15 protein-coding genes are annotated in these 21257 nt (G+C 72.4%); 12 read left to right on the plus strand and 3 right to left on the minus strand.

Annotated elements, in window-relative coordinates; translation table 11 throughout:
- Window positions 1–38: 38 nt before the first annotated feature.
- Complete coding sequence (locus tag GPA10_RS33765) at window positions 39–485, minus strand: cell division protein SepF (protein WP_157168781.1); 447 nt, start codon at window positions 483–485, stop codon at window positions 39–41.
- 288 nt (window positions 486–773) lie between these two features.
- Between GPA10_RS33765 and GPA10_RS33770 the strand changes: the two genes are divergently transcribed.
- A complete protein-coding gene (locus GPA10_RS33770) occupies window positions 774–2051 on the plus strand; it encodes a DUF5685 family protein (protein ID WP_157168782.1) in 1278 nt (425 codons plus the stop codon).
- Window positions 2052–2093: 42 nt separating this feature from the next.
- Here GPA10_RS33770 and GPA10_RS33775 read toward each other — a convergent pair whose 3' ends face one another.
- The gene (locus tag GPA10_RS33775) at window positions 2094–3053 is read right to left on the minus strand and encodes an ABC transporter substrate-binding protein (protein WP_157168783.1); all 960 of its coding nucleotides are present in this window, start codon (window positions 3051–3053) and stop codon (window positions 2094–2096) included.
- Between the two features lie 590 nt (window positions 3054–3643).
- On the opposite strand from GPA10_RS33775, the gene GPA10_RS33780 reads away from it, so the two are divergent.
- The 11 genes from GPA10_RS33780 (at window position 3644) to GPA10_RS33830 (ending at window position 18352) form a co-directional block, all read left to right on the plus strand.
- A complete protein-coding gene (locus GPA10_RS33780) occupies window positions 3644–4507 on the plus strand; it encodes an amino acid ABC transporter permease (protein ID WP_058852262.1) in 864 nt (287 codons plus the stop codon).
- The gene (locus GPA10_RS33785) at window positions 4504–6543 is read left to right on the plus strand and encodes an FAD/NAD(P)-binding protein (protein ID WP_157168784.1); all 2040 of its coding nucleotides are present in this window, start codon (window positions 4504–4506) and stop codon (window positions 6541–6543) included. The genes GPA10_RS33780 and GPA10_RS33785 overlap by 4 nt, the downstream gene beginning before the upstream one ends.
- Window positions 6540–7622: an LLM class flavin-dependent oxidoreductase gene (locus GPA10_RS33790; RefSeq protein WP_157168785.1), complete on the plus strand. Its 1083-nt coding sequence runs from the start codon at window positions 6540–6542 to the stop codon at window positions 7620–7622. The genes GPA10_RS33785 and GPA10_RS33790 overlap by 4 nt, the downstream gene beginning before the upstream one ends.
- Window positions 7623–7699: 77 nt before the next feature.
- Window positions 7700–9040 (plus strand): NtaA/DmoA family FMN-dependent monooxygenase, encoded by a 1341-nt coding sequence (locus GPA10_RS33795; protein WP_157168840.1) that lies wholly within the window; start codon window positions 7700–7702, stop codon window positions 9038–9040.
- A 6-nt stretch (window positions 9041–9046) separates the two neighbouring features.
- Window positions 9047–9853 (plus strand): DUF1684 domain-containing protein, encoded by an 807-nt coding sequence (locus GPA10_RS33800; RefSeq protein ID WP_157168786.1) that lies wholly within the window; start codon window positions 9047–9049, stop codon window positions 9851–9853.
- 274 nt (window positions 9854–10127) lie between these two features.
- A complete protein-coding gene (locus GPA10_RS33805; RefSeq protein ID WP_343041622.1) occupies window positions 10128–11015 on the plus strand; it encodes a S1 family peptidase in 888 nt (295 codons plus the stop codon).
- A gap of 415 nt (window positions 11016–11430) precedes the next feature.
- Window positions 11431–12516, plus strand: a complete 1086-nt coding sequence (locus GPA10_RS33810; protein ID WP_157168788.1) for a S1 family peptidase — start codon at window positions 11431–11433, stop codon at window positions 12514–12516.
- Window positions 12517–12838: 322 nt separating this feature from the next.
- Entirely contained in the window at window positions 12839–13750 is a 912-nt protein-coding gene (locus GPA10_RS33815; protein WP_058852268.1) for an ABC transporter permease, read from the plus strand.
- An 82-nt stretch (window positions 13751–13832) separates the two neighbouring features.
- The gene (locus tag GPA10_RS33820) at window positions 13833–15605 is read left to right on the plus strand and encodes an ABC transporter substrate-binding protein (protein WP_157168789.1); all 1773 of its coding nucleotides are present in this window, start codon (window positions 13833–13835) and stop codon (window positions 15603–15605) included.
- Window positions 15606–15608: 3 nt separating this feature from the next.
- On the plus strand, window positions 15609–16601 hold the full coding sequence (locus GPA10_RS33825) for an ABC transporter permease (protein ID WP_157168790.1): 993 nt from the start codon (window positions 15609–15611) through the stop codon (window positions 16599–16601).
- The gene (locus GPA10_RS33830) at window positions 16598–18352 is read left to right on the plus strand and encodes a dipeptide ABC transporter ATP-binding protein (RefSeq protein ID WP_157168791.1); all 1755 of its coding nucleotides are present in this window, start codon (window positions 16598–16600) and stop codon (window positions 18350–18352) included. Before GPA10_RS33825 ends, GPA10_RS33830 begins: the two co-directional genes overlap by 4 nt.
- An 89-nt stretch (window positions 18353–18441) precedes the next feature.
- On the opposite strand, the gene GPA10_RS33835 is transcribed toward GPA10_RS33830, so the two are convergent.
- Window positions 18442–21255 (minus strand): M4 family metallopeptidase, encoded by a 2814-nt coding sequence (locus GPA10_RS33835; RefSeq protein WP_157168792.1) that lies wholly within the window; start codon window positions 21253–21255, stop codon window positions 18442–18444.
- Between the last annotated feature and the right edge of the window lie 2 nt (window positions 21256–21257).

The following is a 21257-nucleotide window of genomic DNA, read 5'->3' on the forward strand; positions in this document are numbered from 1 at the left end:
CCCGGCGCGGGGGCGTGGGCGCGGCGAGCGGCCTTGCCTCAGCTCTGGTTGAAGAAACCGTCCGTACGGTGCGGGGTGGCCTCGCCGTTGACGATCTCGGTGTGGGCGGGAGTGAGCAGGAACACACGGTGGGCCACCCGGTCGATGGAGCCGCGCAGGCCGAAGATGAGCCCGGCCGCGAAGTCCACGACGCGCTTGGCGTCGGCGGCGTCCATCGCCGTGAGGTTCACGATGACGGGCACGCCGTCCCGGAACATCTCACCGATGCCGCGGGCGTCGCGGAAGCTGTCCGGGGTGACCGTGCCGATCTTGTGGCCCTTGTCCTCGGCCGCGTCCGCCGTCACCTTGACGCGCGGGTCCGTGACCCAGGGCTCGGCCGCCTCGGGGCCGTCCGCCCCGTCGTCTTCGTATCCGTCGTAGTAACGCTCGTCGTTGTTGTCGTCGACGAGGCCAAGCCAGGCACTCGCCTTGCGCACCGATCCCATGGACGCCTCCTCTCGCAGCGGTCTGCTTGCGTTCCGCACCCCTATGGTCGTCCATGATGCGGATGGTGCGCCAAGGGGATAGTCGTCGCGCACGGTTTTCGTGACGGTACTGGTGCACAGTGAAGACGGCGATAAACGTGGTTCTTCAAGGGTCCTCTCACGCACGGCTGCTGACAGAGAGTGAAATATGATGGTTGGCGGCGTACGGGTGACGGGCGGTGCGTACGGGTGAACGGACTGCTCGCTACGATGCCGGAGTTCGGCGTCGGAGCCACGGGGGGAGCCGTCATGTTCGGAATCGTCAGGCCTTGCAGTCATCGACTCGGGGACCGTCTCAAGGCCGAGTGGATGGCGCATCTGTGCGGCCTCTGTCTGGCGCTGCGCGGGGACCACGGGCAGTTCGCACGCGTCGTGACCAACTACGACGGGCTCATCATCTCGGTTCTGACGGAGGCTCAGGCCGAGCGGTCCGGCGACCGGCGGCGCACCGCGGGACCCTGTCCGCTGCGCGGCCTGCGCACCGCGTCCGTCGCCCGGGGCGAGGGCGCCCGGCTCGCCGCGGCCGTCTCGCTCGTCCTCGCGTCGGCGAAGGTGCGCGACCACGTGGTCGACGGCGACGGCCTGTTGGCGCGCAGGCCGGTGGCCGCGGCCGCGCGCCGGGTGGCGGCGCGATGGGACCGCGCGGGTGCGGGCACCGGCGCCGACGTGGGCTTCGACACGGCGGTCCTGCTCGACGCCGTCGAACGGCAGGAGGGCATCGAGGCCTTGGCGGGGCCCGGCACGTCCCTGCTCACCGTCACCGAGCCGACCGAGACCGCGACGGCCGCGGCCTTCGCGCACACCGCCGTCCTCGCCGGCCGGCCGGGCAACGCGGAGCCGCTGGCCGAGGCCGGGCGGCTCTTCGGCAGGCTCGCGCACCTCCTGGACGCCGTCGAGGACCGGCAGGCGGACGCCGAGGCCGGTGCCTGGAACCCGCTCACGGCCCTCGGCACGTCCCGCGCCGAGGCCCGGCGGCTCGCCGACGACGCGCTGCACGGCATCCGGCTCGCCCTCGCGGAGGTGCGTTTCACCGAGGGCGGCCTCGCGCACTTCCTGCTCGTGCACGAACTGACGCGCTCGGTGGACCGGGCGTTCGGCACCGGCTCGTGCGGCCACGCCCCGCACCGGGCCGGGGGCGCGGCCGGTCCTGAGGTGACCGTGCGTAACGGTTCCTGGGGTTCCGGCCAGGGTTCGGGGCCGGGTGCGTACGGCGGCGACGGGTCCTCGTACGGATCGGGGAACCACTCGGGGAACTACCGGGACTACTACGGCGGCAGCGGAGACCACGGCGGCGGGCAGGGCGGTGGCGGGTACGGCGGCGACTCCGGCGGCTGGTCGGCCGGGGGACAGCCGCCCAAGCCGCGGCGCGGCTTCTGGGCCGGGTGCGCCGTCGCGATCGGGCTGTGCTGCACGTGCCGACTGTGCTGCGCGAAGGAGTACGAGGGGCCGTGGTCCCGGAAGAAGCGCGAGGGCGTCTGCCGGGACTGCGACTGCGACTGCTGCGAGTGCTGCTCGTGCTGCGACTGAGCCGGGCCCGCAGGGTGCGGGCCCGGTGCCGGTGACGTGCCGTCAGTCCTTGATCTCGGGCGGTGAGATCCGGGACCGGTCGATCGCCGAGGGGAGTGTGCCCCACTTCTTCAGGATGCGGTCGTACGTCCCGTCCTCGATGAGCCGGTCGACCGCCGCCTGGAACGCGGGCGCCAGCTTCGTGCCCTTCTTGAAGGCGAAGCCCACGTCCAGGCGGTGGTACTCGCCCAGGAACCGCAGCCCCTCCTGCTGCTTCACCGCGTACCGCAGACCGTTGATCGTCGACATCACCACGTCGCTGCGGCCCTGCTGGAGCGAGGGCCAGATCGCGCCCTGCTCGGCGTAGGTCTTCACGCTGTACGGCTTCTTGCCCGCGTCGGCGCACACGTGCTTGTTGTCCTCCAGGGTCACCTCGAAGGTGGTGCCCGCGCCGGTGGCGACGTTCAGACCGCAGAGCTGCTCGAAGTCCGTGACCTTCTTGAGCTTGCTGTCGGCGCGGACGGCGAAGCCCTGGCCGTCGTTGATGTAGGTGACGAAGTCGATGGTCCTGCGGCGTTCGTCGGTGACGCCGAAGTTCCCGGTGCCGAGGTCGTACTTGCCGCTGCCCAGGGACGGCAGGATGGCCTCGAAGCTCGCGGTCTCGCGTTTCAGGCGGACGCCGAGGACCTTGGCGACGGCGTCCGCGAAGTCGATGTCCTGGCCGACGACGGTTCTGCCGTCCGGCAGATGGACCGCGCTGGGAGGGGTGCCGCCGACGCTGGCGGCGAGCCTGAGCGTGCCCCGGTCCCGCACGTCGGCGGGGAGCAGCCGGGCCGCCTTGTCGTCCTTCGCGACCGACGACACGACGTCCGTCGTGGGGATCTTGCCGCCGCCCCCGGGTGCGGCGCCCTTGGCGGCGGTCGTGGAGTCGCCGGACCCGCAGGCGGTGAGCGTGAGCGCGGCGGCGGCGAGCAGCGCGTGGACGGTGGCGAGACGGCGGCGGGAGGGCAGGGCTGTGCGCATGGCGTGGCGTTCTCCGGGCTCGGTGCGACGAAGGTGGTGCGAGGGGAGTACGAGGGGAGGGGGTGCACGTACGCGTGGGAAGCGTGCACGTACACGTGTGAAGGCTGAGCAACGGCGCGGGAGCGCGACGGAGTTCGGAGAAGCTGAGACAGCTGTCCGCATCATGGAACGCGCGGGGTGGGAGACCCGGACGCGCGGGTGGGACAGGTCAGCTCACAGGTGCTGACGGATCAGCTCGGAGATGCCGACAAGTCAGCTCAGAAGTGCATCAACACGACGCCGACCACACGCGACCGAAGTCGATGTGGGAGCGCCTGACCAGCCACTGCTGTGGATGCATGAGGCCAAGTGGAACAGGCATCCGTTTTTCCGTCAACTGCCTTGAGACGTACGGCTCATATTCTGGACAAGCCGGGGGCTGCTTCCGGACAGCCTTGACAGCGGACGCGAAGTTCCCCGTAGTCTCAAAGAGGCGGACCCCTGCTGAGGGGCTGGGTCCGTGTCGGCCGCGCCTTGGCGCGCGCCCCATGTGAAGGCGGCATTCGCACTGTCGTCCTGCTCGTCCTGCTCTTTCTGACGAAAGCCTTCGCATGTCATCCGACACCCTCGCCAAAGTTCCCGTCCGGCCGCCGGACCCTCCCGAGGACGACTCCGCAGCCCTGACCGTCGTCGGGCGTCCCCGGATCGGCCAGTGGACCGCCGCCGTCGTCGTCCTGGTCGCCCTCGCGCTGGTCGTCAACTCCGTCGCCCGCAACGACGCGTTCCAATGGGGCGTCGTCGGCGACTACTTCACCACCCCCGCGGTGCTGCGCGGACTCTGGCTGACGCTGTGGCTGACCGCCGTGGTGATGGTGCTCGGCTTCGCGCTCGGCACCCTGCTCGCCCTCGGCCGGCTCTCGGCCAACCCGGTCCTGAGGTCCGTGAGCTGGGGCTACGTCTGGTTCTTCCGGTCGATGCCGATCCTGGTGCAGCTCCTGTTCTGGTTCAACATCGGCGCCCTCTACCCGACGCTGTTCGGTGTCAGGACGGTGGACCTGCTCGGGCCCGTCACCATCGCCGTCATCGGCCTGACCCTGCACGAGGCCGCGTACGCGGCCGAGGTCGTGCGCGCGGGTGTGCTCTCCGTGGACCGCGGCCAGTTCGAGGCGGCGCAGTCACTCGGCCTCGGGCGGTGGCGCCGGTTCCGCCGGATCGTGCTGCCGCAGGCGATGCGCTCCATCGTGCCGCCGGCCGGGAACATGCTGATCGGCACCCTCAAGGGCACCTCGATCGTCAGCGTCATCGCCGTACAGGACCTGCTCTACTCCGTGCAGCTCGTCTACCACCGCACGTACCAGGTCATCCCGCTGCTGCTTGTCGCCACCCTCTGGTACGTCGTCGTCACCTCGCTGCTCAGCGTCGGGCAGCACTACGTGGAGCGGTACTACGCGCGCGGCACGGAGCGGACGCGATGAGCGCCCCGCGGCCCGCCGCCCCCACCCTGGTGATCGTCGGCGCGGGCCCGCGCGCCACCGGCCTGCTCGAACGCGTCGCGGCCAACGCCCCCGAGCTGTACGGCGACGCGCCTCTGACCATCCACCTCGTCGACCCCTATCCGCCGGGCCCCGGCCGGATCTGGCGCGAGCAGCAGTCGCCGCTGCTGTGGATGAACTCGCACGCGCAGGACGTCACGATGTTCACCGACGACACGGTCGAGGTCACCGGGCCCGTACGGCCGGGGCCCGCGCTGCACGAGTGGGCGGACGTCGAGGGACAGCTCTTCGCCGACCGGCAGACCCAGGGCGGCTATCTGCGCTGGGTGTACGAGCAGGCCGTGGCCGACCTGCCGCCCCGGGTCACTGTCCGCCACCACGCCTGCCGCGCCACCCGGCTGACCGGGCCGCGGCGCGGGCCGCAGAAGGTGTGGCTCGAAGGCAGGAAGTACCCGCTCCTCGCCGACCTCGTCGTCCTCGCCCAGGGGCACCTGGACGCCGAACTCGACGACGAGCAGAAGGAACTCGCCGCCCACGCCCGGCGCCACGGCCTTGTCCACCTGCCGCCCGACTTCACCGCCGACGCCGACCTGAGCGCGCTGCGGGGCGGCGAGCCCGTCCTGGTGCGCGGCTTCGGGCTCGCCTTCGTGGACCTGATGGTGCTCCTGACCGAGGGCCGCGGCGGGCGGTACGAGGGTGACACCTATGTCCCGTCGGGCCGTGAACCCGTGCTGTACGTCGGCTCCCGGCGCGGCGTGCCCTACCACTCCAAGATCGGCTACACCTGGGACGGCGGGGAGCGGCCGCCGCTGCCGCGCCACCTCGGGCCCGAGCAGATCGACGAACTCCTCGCGCGGCCCGGCGGCTTCGACTTCACCCGCGACGTGTGGCCCCTCGTCGAGAAGGAGCTGGGCTTCGCCCACTACCACCGCCTGTTCACCGCCCATCCCGAACGCACCGCCGTCGCCTGGCGGGACTTCGACGAGAAGTACGCGGTCTGCCCGCCCGGCAGCCCCGAACTCGCCGCCCTCGTCTCGTCCGCCGTGCCCGACCCCGCCGACCGCCTCGACCTCACCGCGCTCGACCACCCCCTCGACGGGGTCCGCCACCCCTCGTACGAGAGCCTCCAGGAGGGCATGCGGGCCTACATCACGGCTGATCTCACCCGCCGCCACGACCCGGCGCACAGCCCCGACCTGGCCGTCTTCCTCGGTCTTCTCTCCGCGTACGGGCAACTGGTGCGGCTCGGCGACATCGGGCCCTGGTGGCACGGCTTCTTCAGCTACCTCGCCTCGGGGCCGCCCGGACCGCGTCTGCGGCAACTGCTCGCCCTGTCGCGGGCCGGCGTGGTGCGGTTCCTCGGAGCCGACATGACGGTGGAGGCGGACGCGGGAGTGTTCCGGGCGCGCAGCGCCACCGTGCCCGGGGCGTGGGTCGAGGCCCGCGCCCTCGTCGAGGCGCGGCTGCCGCAGCCCACGCTCGCCCGCACCCGTGACCCGCTCCTGCGCGGGTTGCACGTGGACGGAGTCGCCGAGACCGCCGACGGCCTGCTGGCCGTCGACCCGTCCGACGGCCGCATCCGCGACGAGAGCGGCACCCCGCACCCCCGCCGCTTCGCCCTCGGCCCCCACACCGACTCCCGCGGCGCCGGCGCCTTCACCCGGCCCCGCACCAACAGTCCCGCGTTCCGCCAGAACGACGCGACGGCGCGGGCGGTGCTGGTGTTCTTCGCGGAGGCGCGTGGTTCTGGTGGCGGTGGGCGCGGCTCCGCTGCCGGGGAGGGCGGTGCCCCCGGCGCGGCGCGCGACTCCGGCGCGGCGGGGCGTGGCCCCGGCGCGGGCGGGCGCGGCTCCGGCCTCGGTGAGCGCGACGACGGGGCCGGGCACCCCGCCCCGTACCCGCCCCCGCCCATCACCTCAGGCCCCGCCCGCGCCGCGGAGAGTCCGGAAACCGCCGGGCCCCCGGCGACCCCCCGCGGGTGCGGGCACGTTCCGCCGAGAGAGGTTCGACCCTCATGACCCCACCCGCCCCGGGCCACGGCCCCCTGCACCTCGCAGCCGCCGTCGACCTGCCCGGTGCCTTCGACGCCGCCCCCTACACCGAGCTCGCGCGGCTCGCCGAGAGCGGCGCGCTCGACTTCGTCACGCTCGGGGACTCCTTCGCCCGGCACGGCCCCGACGCCCTGGCCGTCCTCGCCCGGGTGGCCCCGGACACCGGGCGCGTCGGCCTGGTGCCGACCGTGACGACCACGCACACCGAGCCGTTCCACGTGCAGGCGGCCGTGGCGACCCTGGACTGGGTGAGCCACGGCCGGGCCGGCTGGGCCGTGGACGTCTCGGCGACCGAGGCCGACGCCCGGCTCTTCGGGCGCCGCCGGGTCGCCTCCCGCGAGGCGCTGTGGCGGGAGGCCGGCGAGGTCGCCGACGTGGCACGGCGGCTGTGGGACAGCTGGGAGGACGGGGCCGAGATCCGTGACGCGGCGACCGGCCGCTTCGTCGACCGCGACAAGCTGCACCACGTCGACTTCGCCGGCAACACCTTCTCCGTACGGGGCCCCTCCCTCGTGCCCCGGCCCCCGCAGGGACACCCGGTCGTCGTGGTCGACGCCACCGACGGCCACACCCGGGAGACGGCCGCCCGGCACGCGGACGTCGCCCTGGTACGGGCCGCGAGCCCCGCCCGAGCCGACTCCGTCCGCGCCGAACTGCACCGCCGCGCCACCGAACTCGGCCGGAACCGGGGGAAGTTGCGGGTGTTCGCGGCGCTGCTCGTGGACCTCGGCGGCGGCGAACACGCGGCGCAGCCCGGCCACGGCGGCGGCCCGCTGCCCACCGCCGACGGCCCCCTCTACCGCGGCGGCCCCGTCGACCTCGCCGAGCTCATCGCCACCTGGCACGGCGCGGGCGCCGTCGACGGCTTCCACCTCACCCCCGTCGAACCGCGGCGCGACCTGGAGCGCCTGGTCAACGGCACCGTGGCGCTGCTCCAGCACCGCGGCCTCTTCCGCACCTTCTACCCGGGCACGACGCTCCGGGACCACCTCGGCCTCGCCCGGCCCGCCAACCGGTACGCGGCACTCGCGGGGGGCCCGTCATGACCCGCACCCACAGCCCCCGCACCCACAGCCCCCGCACGCACACCCCCCGCCCCCACAGCCCCCGCGGCGGGAAGCTGATGCACCTCGCCGCCCACTTCCCGGGCGCCGACAACACCACGGTGTGGACGGACCCGGCCGCCGGGTCCCAGATCGACTTCTCCTCCTTCGAGCATCTGGCCCGCACCGCCGAGCGCGGCCTCTTCGACTACTTCTTCCTCGCGGAGGGGCTCAGGCTGCGGGAGCACAAGGGCCGCATCCACGACCTGGACGTCGTCGGCCGCCCCGAGCCGATCACCGTCCTGAACGCCCTCGCCGCCGTCACCGACCGGCTCGGCCTCGCCGCCACCGTCGACGCCACCTTCAACGAGCCCTACGAACTCGCCCGCAGACTCGCCTCCCTCGACCACCTCAGCGGGGGCCGCGCCGCCTGGAACGTCGTCACCACGTCGGACGCCTTCACCGGCGAGAACTTCCGGCGCGGCGGCTTCCTGGACCGTGCCGACCGCTGCACCCGCGCCGCCGAGTTCGTCGCCACCGCCCGCGAGCTGTGGGACACCTGGGCGCCCGCAGGGCCCGACGGGCCCCCCGTGGCGCCGCGGCCGTTCGCGCACCACGGGCAGCACTTCGACATCGCCGGTGAGTTCGGCGTGGAGCGCTCACCGCAGGGCCACCCCGTGGTGATCCAGGCGGGTGACACGCCCGAGGGCCGCGAGTTCGCCGCCTCCACCGCCGATGTGGTCTTCACCGGCTGGAGGCCCGGGGGCCACCCCCCGGGAGAGCACAGCACGCGGCACGGCACCCTGGAGGCGGACCGCGCCCTCTACGCCGACGTGAAGAGCCGGCTCGCGACGTACGGGCGCGCCCCCGACGAGCTGAAGATCATGCCCGGAGTCACCGTCGTCCTCGGCGACACCGCGGCCGAGGCCCAGGAGCGCGCCGCCGAGATCCGGCGCCTCCAGGTCTCGCCGCAGAACGCGCTCCTCGCCGTGGAACAGGTGTGGGGCGTCGACCTGTCCGGACACGACCCCGACGGACCGCTGCCCGCCATCGACCCCGACCCGCACGCCGGCCCGGTCCAGGGCCGGGCCGGGTTCGGCGACCCGCTCGCCGTCGCCGAGCAGTGGCGGGCCCTGTCCCGGGCCAAGGGCCTGTCCCTGCACCAGACCGTCATCGAGACGACCGCCCGCCAGTCCTTCATCGGCACCCCCGACGCGGTCGCCGCCGGACTCGCGGAGTTCGTCGCCGCCGACGCCGCCGACGGCTTCGTCCTCGTACCGCACCTGACTCCGGGCGGGCTCGACGAGTTCGTCGAACGGGTGGTGCCGCTGCTCCAGGAGCGCGGCGTGTTCCGTACGGAATACGCGGGGACGACGCTGCGCTCACACCTCGGGCTGCCCGAGCCCGTACGGAAAGGCTGAATCACGATGAGTACCACCACCGACGAGGCGCTGCGGGACTTCGCGCTGTGGCACGAGGAGCGCACGGCCACCGTCTCCGCGCCCTACGGCCCGCTGTCCCTGACCGGCACCCACTGGCTCGCCGACCATCCGGACGGAGAGCTCCCGGGCCTGCCGGGCCGCTGGGCCGACGACGGCGACACCCTCGCCCTGACGGCCGCCGACGAGGACGGCCTCACCCTGGACGGGCGGCCCGTCACCGGCACCGTGCCGCTGACTCCCGACCCCGGACCCGTCACCGCCGCCCGGCTCGGGCTGGGCGAGCGGCGCCTCGTCGTGCTGCGCCGCGAAGGGCTCTGGGCGGTGCGCGACTTCAACCCGGACGCCCCGGCGCGCCGCGCCTTCACCGGCATCGACGTGACCGGGTACGACCCGCTCTTCGTGACCGGGGGCCGCTTCACGCCGTACGCGGAGCACCGCACCGTACGGGTCGGCAACGCGGACGGGGTGGAGCGCGGGCTCGGCCTCGGCGGTGAACTCGCCTTCACGCTCGCCGGGCAGGAGCACACCCTTCAGGTGTCCGTGCAGGACGACGGCTCGCTGTGGGCGGTGTTCGCCGACGCCACCAGCGGCGACACCAGCTACCGCTTCCGCTTCCTGCGGCCCGCCGCGCCCGACGGACAGGGCCGCACCACGGTCGACTTCAACCGCGCCCTGCTGCCGCCGTGCGCCTTCGCCGACCACTTCATCTGCCCCTTCCCGCCGCCCGGCAACACCCTCGACGCCGGGATCCCCGCCGGGGAACGGAACCTTTCGCCGTCCCGGGACGTCTGACTCTCCAAGCGGCTGACTCCCGGAACGTCCGACAGGACGCCGACGACCCAGAGCCCCGGTGGCGCACCTCAGGGTGTGGAAACCACCGGGGCCGGTCGGCGTGGATGCGCCCACGCGGCCGAAAGACACCCTTGTGCGGTGCCACGGCCGCCCCAATACTCCCGAGCAGCGCTTGTCGGAGGCACGGTGCGACCGGAATCCGCCCTGGCTCCGACCGCGCCTCACGGACCCCCACCCACAGGGGTCCCCTGACTTCCCTCGGGAGGAACCAGCAGTGAGGATCAAGCGCACCACCCCCCGCCGACACCTCCGGCCCGTCGCCGTGGCGACCGGGCTCGTGGCCGCGGCCGCGCTCGCCGTGCCCGCCGCCGGCGCCGACGAGGCCCGCACCTACAGCAGCGCCGAACTGACCGCCGCCAGTGACGCCGTCCTGAGAGCGGATGTGGCCGGCACCGCCTGGAGCATCGACCCGAAGACCGATCAGGTCCTCGTCACCGCTGACAGCACCGTCTCCCGGGCCGAGATCGCGGAGCTGAAGCAGGCCGCGGGCGACAGGGCGGGCGCTCTGCGGATAGAGCGGACACCCGGCAAGCTCCAGCGGTACATATCCGGCGGCGACGTCACGTACGCGAGCAGTTGGCGCTGCTCCCTCGGCTTCAACGTGCGCAACGGCAGCACGTACTACTTCCTCACCGCCGGACACTGCACCGACGGCGCGGGCACCTGGTGGTCGAACTCGGCGAAGACCACCGTGCTCGGCAGCACGCACGGCTCCAGCTTCCCGACGAACGACTACGGCATCGTGCGGTACACGAACAACTCGGTCACCAAGTCGGGCACCGTCGGCAGTCAGGACATCACCCGCGCCGCCGACGCGACCGTCGGGCAGAACGTGACCCGCCGCGGTGCCACCACCGGCACCCACTCCGGCCGCGTCACGGGCCTGAACGCCACGGTGAACTACGGCAGCGGCGACGTCGTCAGCGGCCTGATCAAGACCACGGTGTGCGCCGAACCCGGCGACAGCGGCGGCCCGCTCTACGCCGGTTCCACGGCGCTCGGTCTGACCTCCGGCGGCAGCGGCAACTGCTCCTCCGGCGGCACGACGTACTTCCAGCCGGTCACCGAGGCCCTGCGGGCGTACAACGTGAGTGTGTTCTGACCGACCCGCTTGAGCCGGTGCGACAGCCGGTGCAGTCGGTGAGCTGACCAGTGCGTGAGCCCCCGTCCGAGTTCCGGGCGGGGGCTTCCTGTGTGCGCCGCGCCGCGCCATCGACCATCGAAATCAAGACAGGACTAGTCCTCACCCATTGCCGATCACTCCTTGCGCGCGGTGTTTGCATCGGGAACCGACGTGGCGCGACCACGGTGGGTCAACAGCCGTGAGCCCTGCGTCCGTTGCCGGGCGGGCGTCCGGAAGCAGCCCTTGTGTGCGACATCGCGCGCAGGGAACAGTGGGCCGGGTCCTGATGGGCATGGACGCGGCTTATCCAGCGCCGCAGTCCGTGCGCGTACGCTTTTCGGACCGCCGAGGCCCCCACGCCGGAGCGGTTCGACCCCCCACAGGAGGACGCGAGTTGAAGCACCGCCGCATACCCAAGCGCCGTGCCGCCATGGCAGGCGCGGGTGTCGTCGCCCTGATCGGCGCGGCCGTCACCTTCCAGACTGCGAACGCGAGTGAGAACACCCCCACCCCCAAGCCGGACACGCTCTCCGTCGCGAAGGCCGGAAAGCTCGCCTCCACGCTCGGCAAGGAGCTGGGCGCGGACGCCGCGGGCACGTACTACGACGCCCAGGCCGAGAACCTCGTCGTGAACGTCCTCGACGAGAACGCCAAGGACGCCGTCGAGTCGGCCGGCGCCAAGGCCAGACTGGTCGAGAACTCTCTCGCCGAACTCAAGGGCGCCCGGACGGCCCTCACCGACAAGGCCTCGGTGCCCGGCACCTCGTGGGCCACCGACCCGTCGGCCAACAAGGTCGTCGTCACCGCGGACCGCACCGTCAAGGGCGCGGACCTGAAGAAGCTGACGTCGGTCGTCGAGAGCCTCGGCGGCAAGGCCGAGCTGAGGCACACCAAGGGGGAGTTCAAGCCCTTCCTCGCCGGTGGCGACGCCATCTACGGCGGCAGCAGCCGCTGCTCGCTGGGCTTCAACGTGGTCAAGGACGGTGCGCCGCACTTCCTGACCGCGGGGCACTGCACCGAGGCCGTCACCAGCTGGTCCGACAAGCAGGGCGGCCAGGCCATCGGTGAGAACGCGGGCTCCAGCTTCCCCGACAACGACTACGGCATCGTCAAGTACTCCGGCGACACCCCGCACCCGAGCGAGGTGAACCTGTACAACGGCTCCACGCAGAAGATCACCAAGGCGGGCGCGGCGACCGTCGGCCAGCAGGTGCAGCGCAGCGGTTCCACCACGCAGCTGCACGACGGCAAGGTGACGGGCCTGGACGCCACCGTGAACTACGGCAACGGCGACATCGTCAACGGCCTCATCCAGACCGACGTGTGCGCCGAGCCCGGCGACAGCGGCGGCGCGATGTTCGCGGGCGACACGGCGCTCGGTCTCACGTCCGGCGGCAGCGGTGACTGCTCCGGCGGCGGCGAGACGTTCTTCCAGCCGGTGCCGGAGGCCCTCGAAGCCTTCGGTGCGGAAATCGGCTGACGCCTGAATTTCGAGCGAAGGGCCCCGGAACCTCTCGGTTCCGGGGCCCTTCGCAGGTTCTGTGCGTGCGCCACCTTGTTAAGCAAGGTCATTGGCGCACTTCTCCTTGCGAGATGAGGCTGTGTGGCGTAGATCTCAGGGGGGTGAATTGCCCGGCTTCATTCCCCTATGGGGGCCCGCAGTGTTGCACTGCTGTTAAAGCGCGCAGCATTCCCGAAATGTATCCCCTGGGGGATTTGCGAAGGCGTCGGACGGCTGACTCTAATGATCGCGAACCGACGCGGAACACCTCCGCGTCCGTGAGCGATCAGGAGTTGGCAGCATGTGGGGCACCCTCCGCCGGGACCGGATCGGCCTCGCCGCCCTGGGCGTGGTGACCTGTTTCGTGCTGCTCGCACTCACCGCGCCGCTGCTCGCCGCGCTCTACGGCAAGAACCCCACCGAGCACTACGGCCAGAACGAGGCGGGTCTGCTCAGCCCGGAGGGCCTGCCCGTACTGCCCAACGGCGGCATGTCGGGCGACTTCTGGTTCGGCCTCGAACCGGGCCTCGGCCGGGACGTGTTCACCCAGCTCCTGTACGGCATCCGCACCTCGCTGCTCGTCGCGGGCGCCGCCGTCGCCGTCATCGCGGTCCTCGGGATCGTCCTCGGCGTGACCGTCGGCTATCTGAGCGGCCTCGCCGACCGGGTCTTCACCTTCGTCTGCAACGTGCTGCTCGCGTTCCCGACGCTGCTGCTCTTCCTCGCGCTGAGCCCCGTCGTGCAGACCCGCTTCGTCGGCCCCGGCGAGAACGAGCCCGCCTGGATGCAGTTCACCGTCCTGGTGCTGATCTTCGCCGCCTTCGGCTGGGTGCCGCTCGCGATGGTCCTCAGGACGACCGTGCGCTCCCTGCGCGAGCGCGAGTTCGTCGAGGCCGCACGGGCCGTGGGCGCCTCGCGTCGCCACATCGTGCTGCGCGAGCTCCTGCCCAACGTGTGGGCGCCCGTCCTCGTACACATCACCATCGCCCTGCCCGGCGTCGTCACCGCCGAGGCCGCCCTGTCCTTCCTCGGTGTGGGCATCAGCGAACCCGTCCCCGACTGGGGCCGCATGATCGCCCGCGGCTCCGAGGTCTTCTACGACGACCCGACCTACATGGTCTTCCCCGGCGTGACGATCCTGCTCTTCGTCCTCGCCTTCAATCTGCTCGGCGACTCCGTACGGGACGCGCTCGACCCCCGCACCCGCCGCTGAGCCCCGGCGCGCCGGGGCTGTACCCCTCCGCGTCACCCCCTCCGCACCACCCCAACCCGCACCGTCCGCAATGGAGTTCACCATGCCCAGGTTCAGTTCGCGCACCGCGGTCCCCCTCGTCGCCGCCGCCTCCGCCATGCTCGTGCTGTGCTCCTGCTCGGCCGGGGCGGGGTCGAAGAGCGACGCGGCCGCACCCCGCGAGGAGGCCGACCTGGTCGCCGGGGTGGGCAGCGCCAAGGACAGCGCGGGCCCCGCGCCCGCCGTCGAGGGCGCCCGTGAGGGCGGCACCATCCGCGTCGCCAACCTGCGGGACTACTCCCACCTGGACCCGGCGAAGATCTACGCGGGCGAGGCGTACAACACCTCGCTCCTGTGGGGCCGCCAGCTCACCCAGTACCAGGTGACCGACGGCAAGCCCAAGCTCGTCGGCGACCTCGCCACCGACATCGGCAAGGCCTCCGACGGCGGCCGCACCTGGACGTACAGGCTCAAGGACGGCATCGCCTGGGAGGACGGCAAGCCGATCACCTCGAAGCACGTCAAGTACGGCATCGAGCGCACCTTCGCGCCCGGCTTCGAGGTCGGCCCGCCCTACTGGCCGCAGTGGCTCACCGGCAAGTCCGACCTCGCCCAGGCCCGCAAGGTCTACGGCGGCCCGAAGGAGGACGGCGACTTCGACCGCATCGAGACGCCCGACGACAAGACCGTCGTCTTCCGCTTCCACGAGCCGCAGTCCGACGTGCCGTTCATGGCCGCCCAGTCCTCCTCGTCGCCGGTGCGCCCCGACAAGGACACCGGCACCCGCTACGACCTCAAGCCGTTCGCGACCGGCCCCTACCGGATCGTCGAGCACCGCCAGAACCGGTCGCTGACCCTGGAGAAGAACCCGCACTGGAAGGCGGAGACCGACCCGATCCGCCACCAGTACGCCGACAAGTTCGCGTTCACCTTCGAGAAGAAGGAACTCAACACCGCCCAGGAGATCCTCAACGGGCGCGGCGACGGCGCCGCCACCATCACCACCAAGAACGAGTTCCCGCCCGAGCTGATCGGCGAGGCCGAACGCGACCCGAAGAAGAAGGACCTGATCGTCGACGGCCGGCGCGGCGCCTTCACCTACCACCTGATCATCCGCAACGACCGCGTCGCCGACCCCGAGGTCCGCAAGGCCGTCCACTACCTCTTCCCGCGCCAACAGGCCCGCCAGGCACTCGGCGGTCCGCGCGTCGGTGACATCGCCACCACCTACTCCTCGCCCGCCATCGTCGGCTGGGAGAGCTACGACACCTACCCGGTCCGGCCCACCGGTGACATCGAGAAGGCCAAGCGGCACCTGGCCAAGGCCAAGAAGAAGGTCGAGCGCCTCTCGTACGCCTACGAGTCCAACGCCGTCAACGACCGCATGGCGCAGGTCCTCGTCGACGCCTTCGCCAAGGCGGGCATCGAACTCGTCACCAAGCCGCTGCCGCTGCCCGCGTACACCAACGAGGTCCTGCGCGGCGCCGACCCGAAGTACGACCTGTGGATGTCCGGGTCCTCCGTGGACTGGCCGACCCCGGCCACCGGTGTCCCGTACCGCTTCGACAGCCGCCGCGACTCCCTCGACAACGACCCGCGCTACCGGAACCCGGCCGTCGACAAGGAACTCGACCGCATCGCGCGGACCGGTGACGCGACGAAGAAGGCCAAGGAGCTCATCGCCCTGGAGAAGGACACGATCATGAAGGACGTGCCGGTCGTGCCGTTCCTGCACCAGCGCGTCCAGCAGGTGCGCGGCGCGGACGTCGGCGGCGCCTTCATCCACCCGATCTACGGCACCATCAGCCCCGCCTGGCTGTACCTGAAGAAGTCCTGACCCATGCTCGCCCACGTCATCCGACGGGCCGTGCAGGCGGTCGTGGTGCTCCTCGCGATCTCCGCGACCGCCTTCGCGCTCTTCTACGCGGCGCCGTCCGACCCGGCCGTCATCGCCTGCGGCCCCAAGTGCGACGCCTCCCAGATCGCGGCGGTACGCGACTCCATGGGCCTGGACGAGCCGATCCTCGCCCAGTACGTCGACTATGTACGGGGCCTGTTCGCGGGCCGCACCATCGCGGACGTCGACGGCACCCCGATCGCCTGCGACGCCCCCTGCCTCGGCTACTCCTACGCCCTGCACGAGCCCGTCCGCGCGGCCATCACCAGCCGCTTCCCGGTCACGCTCTCCCTCGCGGCGGGCGCGCTCGCCGTCATCCTCGTCGTCGGTGTCGGCGCGGGCTTCGTGTCCGCGCTGCGCCGCGGCAAGCCCTCCGACCGCGTCCTGTCCGCCTTCACCCTGGTCGGCGCCAGCGTGCAGATCTACTTCCTCGGCTACGCGCTCCAGTACCTGCTGGTCTACCGGACGGGCTGGTTCGCGCTGCCGGGCTACACCCCGCCCGGCGACGACCCGGGCGCCTGGCTCGCGGGTCTGCTGCTTCCCTGGCTCGTGCTCGGCTTCGTCAACGCGGCCGTCTTCGCCCGGCTCTCCCGCGCCCAGATGCTGGAGGTCATGCACGAGGGCTATGTCCGCACCGCGCGCGGCAAGGGACTCAGCCCGCTGCGCGCCCATCTCAAGTACACCGCGCGCGGTGCCGCGGCGCCGCTCGTGCAGCTCCTCGGCCTCGAGGTGGGCGCGCTGCTCGGCGGCGCGTTCATCACCGAGACGGTCTTCGGGCTCAGCGGCGTCGGCAAGCTCGCCGTGGACGCCGTCGTCCAGAACGACCTGCCGACCGTCGTCGGGACCGTGCTGCTCGCCGCGTTCTTCGTCGTGGTCTTCGTCACCGTCGCCGACCTCGTGGTCGCGTGGCTCGATCCGAGGGTGAGGCTCGCATGACCGCTTCCGAGAGCGCGGCCCGCACGGCCTCTTCCGCCGCGGCGGACGCATCCGCTCCGACGGCCGCTTCGGCTCCGGCGGCCGCTCCCGTTCCGACCGCCGCTCCCGCCCTGCGCGTACGCGATCTGAGCGTGACGTTCACCGGGCCGCGCGGCGCCGTCACCGCCGCCGAGGGCGTCACCTTCGACCTGGCGCGCGGCGAAGTGCTCGGCCTTGTGGGGGAGTCGGGCTCCGGCAAGTCCACCGTGGGCCTGGCCGCCATGGGCCTGCACGACCCGGCGCGGACCCGCGTCACCGGCAGCGTCCTGGCCGGCGGCACGGAGGTCGTCGGCGCGTCCGAGGGCAAGCTGCGCGCGCTGCGCGGCTCCCGGGTGGCGATGGTGTTCCAGGACGCCCTCGCCGCCCTGTCCCCCTTCCACCCGGTCGGCGCCCAGCTCGCCGAGGCGCACCGCGTCCACCACCGGGGCACCTCGCGCACGGAGTCCCGGGACCGGGCGGTCGACATCCTGGAGCGCGTCGGCATCCCCGCCGCCCGCTCCCGGGACCACCCGCACCAGTTCTCCGGCGGCATGCGCCAGCGCGTGATGATCGCCATGGCGCTGATCAACAGCCCGGACGTACTGATCGCGGACGAGCCCACGACCGCGCTCGACGCCCGTGTGCAGCGCCAGGTCCTCGACCTGCTCGACGAGCTGCGGCACGAGCACGGCACCGCGGTCCTCCTGGTCACCCACGACGTGGGCGTCGTCGCGCACGCCACCGACCGCGTCCTGGTCATGCGGGACAGCCGGCAGCTCGAACTGGGCCCGACCGAGCGGGTGCTCACCGCCCCCGCACACCCCTACACCCGCGCCCTGATCGGCGCGGCCCCCACGCTCGCCACCGTCCCGGGCACCCGCCTGCCGACGGTCGAGAACCCGGAGCCGGGGCCGCGCGCGGCGGCCCGGACACCGGTGGCGCCCCCGGAGCGCCCCCTCGCCGACGTCACCGGCCTGCGCGTCGAGTTCGGCGGCGGCCGGTCCCTGCTCGGGCGGCGCGGGGAGCCGACGCGCGCGGTGCGCGGCATCAGCCTGTCCGTGCGGCAGGGCGAGACCCTCGGCCTGGTCGGCGAGTCGGGCTCGGGCAAGTCCACCACGGCCCGGGTGCTCGCCGGTCTTCAGCGGCCGACCGCGGGCGAGGTGCGCTTCGCGGGGCGGGACATCACGGGCGCCGCGGCGGACACCCGGCTGCGCAGGGAACTCAGCCGCGAGGTGCAGCTCGTCTTCCAGGACCCCTACGCCTCGCTCAACCCGCGCCGCACCGTCGAGCAGATCGTCACCACGCCGCTGCTCGTGCACACCCGGGCGGACAGGGCCGAGCGCCGTGACCGCGCGGCCGTGCTCCTGGAGCAGGTCGGCCTGTCCGCGGACCACCTGGACCGCTATCCGCACGAGTTCTCCGGCGGCCAGCGCCAGCGCATCGGCATCGCCCGCGCGCTCGCGCCGCGCCCCCGGCTGATCATCGCCGACGAGCCGGTGTCGGCCCTCGACGTGTCCGTGCAGGCGCAGGTGCTCAACCTCCTGATGGACCTGCGGGACGAGCTGGGTCTCTCGCTGCTCTTCGTCTCGCACGACCTGGCCGTCGTCCGCCACTTCTGCGACCGGATCGCCGTCATGCGCAACGGCGAGATCGTCGAGACCGGCACCCGCGAGGAGGTCTTCGACCGGCCGGCCGCCCCGTACACCCGCGAGTTGCTCGCGGCGACGCTCTGAGCGCCCGGCACACGGCAGGAACGGCGGTGCCCCGCTCCCCTCGACTCGATGCGGGGAGCGGGGCACCGCCGTGTGTGCGGGTACGGGGATCAGCAGGTGCCCGCCGGGCGGGCCCGGGTCACCAGGTCCGTGTGGCCGGTCGTGCCGTCGATCCACACCACGCGCCTGCCGGTGTCGGACGCGTGCCCGGTCTGCTCGCCGCGGTTGCAGGAGACCCGCTTCAGGCCCTTGCCGTCCAGGTCGGTCTGGACCAGCTTGGTGAGGTTGGCGTTGCTCCAGCCCTGCTGGGGCTGCCACTGGGTGAGGGTCACCGCCGACTCCGAGGCGTCCACGTTCCAGAAGTAGGAGTCCTTGGAGTCCTCGGGAACGATGTCCGTCCGACCGGTGCCGTCCAGCTTGGCGCGGCGCAGGCCCATGCGGTTGTCGTCGGCGATGTCGTCGACCAGCCAGTACAGGTACTTGCCGTTGATCGCCGGGGTGGCGATGCCGAGGTGGCCGCCCTTGGCCGGGACCAGGGTCTGCTTGCCGGACCGCACGTCCGTGATCTCCGTGGAGACCTGCTGGAAGCCGTCCTTGTCGGTGTACACCTTGGCGTAGCCGAGCTTGTCGCCGTGGATCGTGGGCAGCGCGGTGACCACGTCGTAGCGGCCGCCGTCCACGAACACCGGTTCGCGCTCGCCCGCCCGCAGATAGGCGACCCGCTGCTGGCCGTGCGGGCTCGACTCCTGCCAGGTGACGGTTCCGTTCGACACGTGCACGTTGGCGACGGACGTGCCCGCCGACCACAGCTTCCTGACCGGGCCGCCGCGCAGCGGCCGGGACAGCACCTCGACGTCGTTCGGCCCGTACGCGACCCACGCCACGGTCTTGCCGTCGGTGTCGGGGTAGACGTGGTACCGGCCGTCGTTCGGGCTGATCAGCTTCCGCTCGCCGGTGCCGTCGGTACGGCCCGCCCACACGGAGAAGGCCTCCTGGCCCTCGTCGTCGGACTTGGCCGCGGCCCACCAGCCGCCGCCCGCGCCCGCGCCGGTGTTCGGCAGGAAACCGCCGAGCCGGGTGGCGTTCAGGTCGCCGAGGAGCTTGTCGGAGTCGGCGCCGATGGCCTTCTCCCAGCCCTTGGTGATGCCGTGGGCGTCGAAGGCCCGGTGCACGGCGCGCAGCTGCGCGCCCTTGACGCCGAGCGCCTTGGCCGCCGCGACCACCGCGTTGCGGGCGTCGGTGTAGCCGTCGAGCGGGGTCAGGTACTCGGCGAGCGCCTTGTAGACGATCCGGTCGGCGAGGGTGCCGCCCAGGTCCTCACGGATGTCCCAGAGGGCACCCGAGAAGATCGTCGAGTTGAGGTGCACGCCGCCGCTGTCGGTGCCGATGGTGACGCCGAGGAAGTCCTTGGACGTGGTGCGCCCGTCACCGAGGTCGCGCAGGGCGCACTCCTCGGGCGACTTGGTGCGGCACAGGTCCTCGCCGATCAGGGCGGCCCGCGGGTCGTCCATCGGCGTCTTCGAGGCGTTCACGTCGATGGCGTTGCCGAAGTAGTCGGCGACCGCCTCGTTCAGGGCGCCGGACTGGCCGACGTAGACCAGGCCCGCGGTGTGCTCGACGACGCCGTGCGTCATCTCGTGGCCGACGACGTCCAGATCCGCGGAGAGGGTCTTGAACTCCTCGTCGCCGCCGCCGTACACCATCTTCTGGCCGTCCCAGAAGGCGTTGACGAACGGGAAGCCGCCATCGGTCACGCCCACCAGGGAGTTGATGGCCATGCCCTTGCCGTCGAGGCTGTCGCGGCCGTGCTTCTTCTTGTAGTAGTCGTAGACCTGCCCTGCCGCCCAGTGCGCGTCCACGGCCCCCGACTCGGTGGCGTCCTTGCCGAACTCCGCGCTCCTGGAGGCGACTTCCTTGATCCCGGCGGGCCACTTGCCCGAGGCGTCGTTCGCGTCGACACCGCGCGCGTCCCAGGTGGTCAGCGCGTTCTTGCTGCCGCCCCACTGCCGGCGCCGGTCACGGAGCTGGTACGTGTCCGAGGCGGCGTCGCGGGTCAGGTCGAGGCCGACCTTCTTGCCGTCCAGCTTGACGCCGCTGCCGGTGGTGCCGGGGGAGCCGCCGTCGGCACCGGCGATGTGCTGGATCCCCGAGTACTGGAGCACCGGGAAACCGGAGGCCGCGTCGACGTACACCTCCTGCTTGACCGGGGCGCCGGTCGCCGGGTCGGAGCCGGTCACGGTGACGTGGTACGTCAGGACGCCCTCGCCCTGGGGCAGGACGACGAGGCCGTGGGAGGCGCCCGTGAGAGCGGTGCCGCCGCCGGGCTTGGACTTGGCACCGGACTTGGAGTGGGTCTTCGGGGCACCGGCGGCTCCGGGGGACAGCTTGGTCAGGCTGCCCGTGCGGTGGTCACCGGCCGCCGTCGCCTCGACGGCCCGCGCGACGGCGGTCCTCTCCGCGACCCCGGCCTTCGTGCCGACGGCCAGGCCCGTGAAGTACTTGCCCGACGTGCCGGTGACGACCCGCTCGCCGTCCTTCTTCGCCATCCGCACCAGGTACTGGCCGCCGAGGACCGGCACACCCCGGTGCTTCTGCTGGAAGCGCACGGTCTCGTCGGCGCCGTGCCGTACCGTCTGTTCGGCCGTCAGGTCCCGCCCCGGGTCGGTGATCCGGTAGCGGTCCTTCTTGGCGGCGAGGTGGCCGCGCGCCGCGTCGGCCGGGCTGCCGGAGTCCTTGGCGGCCTCCTCGATCCCGTCGACCAGGGCCGGGGTGGCCGTGCCCCGGCCGGGGACGACATCGCTCGCCGGGTCTCCCGGAGCCGCCGGCGCGGCCTCGGCCGCCGGAACTCCGGAGGCGAGCAGTGCGGCGGCGCCGAGCAGCGCCGCGGTCCCCGATATTCGTGTCCGTCTGCGTGAGCTTCTCATGT

The organism is Streptomyces typhae (assembly GCF_009755605.1).
GTDB classification, from domain to species: Bacteria; Actinomycetota; Actinomycetes; order Streptomycetales; family Streptomycetaceae; genus Streptomyces; species Streptomyces typhae.

Coding starts and splice junctions, on each gene's coding strand:
- GPA10_RS33765 (WP_157168781.1), bottom strand. CDS start 485: ATGGGATCGGTGCGCAAGGCGAGTGCCTGGCTTGGCCTCGTCGACGAC.
- GPA10_RS33770 (WP_157168782.1), top strand. CDS start 774: ATGTTCGGAATCGTCAGGCCTTGCAGTCATCGACTCGGGGACCGTCTC.
- GPA10_RS33775 (WP_157168783.1), bottom strand. CDS start 3,053: ATGCGCACAGCCCTGCCCTCCCGCCGCCGTCTCGCCACCGTCCACGCG.
- GPA10_RS33780 (WP_058852262.1), top strand. CDS start 3,644: ATGTCATCCGACACCCTCGCCAAAGTTCCCGTCCGGCCGCCGGACCCT.
- GPA10_RS33785 (WP_157168784.1), top strand. CDS start 4,504: ATGAGCGCCCCGCGGCCCGCCGCCCCCACCCTGGTGATCGTCGGCGCG.
- GPA10_RS33790 (WP_157168785.1), top strand. CDS start 6,540: ATGACCCCACCCGCCCCGGGCCACGGCCCCCTGCACCTCGCAGCCGCC.
- GPA10_RS33795 (WP_157168840.1), top strand. CDS start 7,700: ATGCACCTCGCCGCCCACTTCCCGGGCGCCGACAACACCACGGTGTGG.
- GPA10_RS33800 (WP_157168786.1), top strand. CDS start 9,047: ATGAGTACCACCACCGACGAGGCGCTGCGGGACTTCGCGCTGTGGCAC.
- GPA10_RS33815 (WP_058852268.1), top strand. CDS start 12,839: ATGTGGGGCACCCTCCGCCGGGACCGGATCGGCCTCGCCGCCCTGGGC.
- GPA10_RS33820 (WP_157168789.1), top strand. CDS start 13,833: ATGCCCAGGTTCAGTTCGCGCACCGCGGTCCCCCTCGTCGCCGCCGCC.
- GPA10_RS33825 (WP_157168790.1), top strand. CDS start 15,609: ATGCTCGCCCACGTCATCCGACGGGCCGTGCAGGCGGTCGTGGTGCTC.
- GPA10_RS33830 (WP_157168791.1), top strand. CDS start 16,598: ATGACCGCTTCCGAGAGCGCGGCCCGCACGGCCTCTTCCGCCGCGGCG.
- GPA10_RS33835 (WP_157168792.1), bottom strand. CDS start 21,255: ATGAGAAGCTCACGCAGACGGACACGAATATCGGGGACCGCGGCGCTG.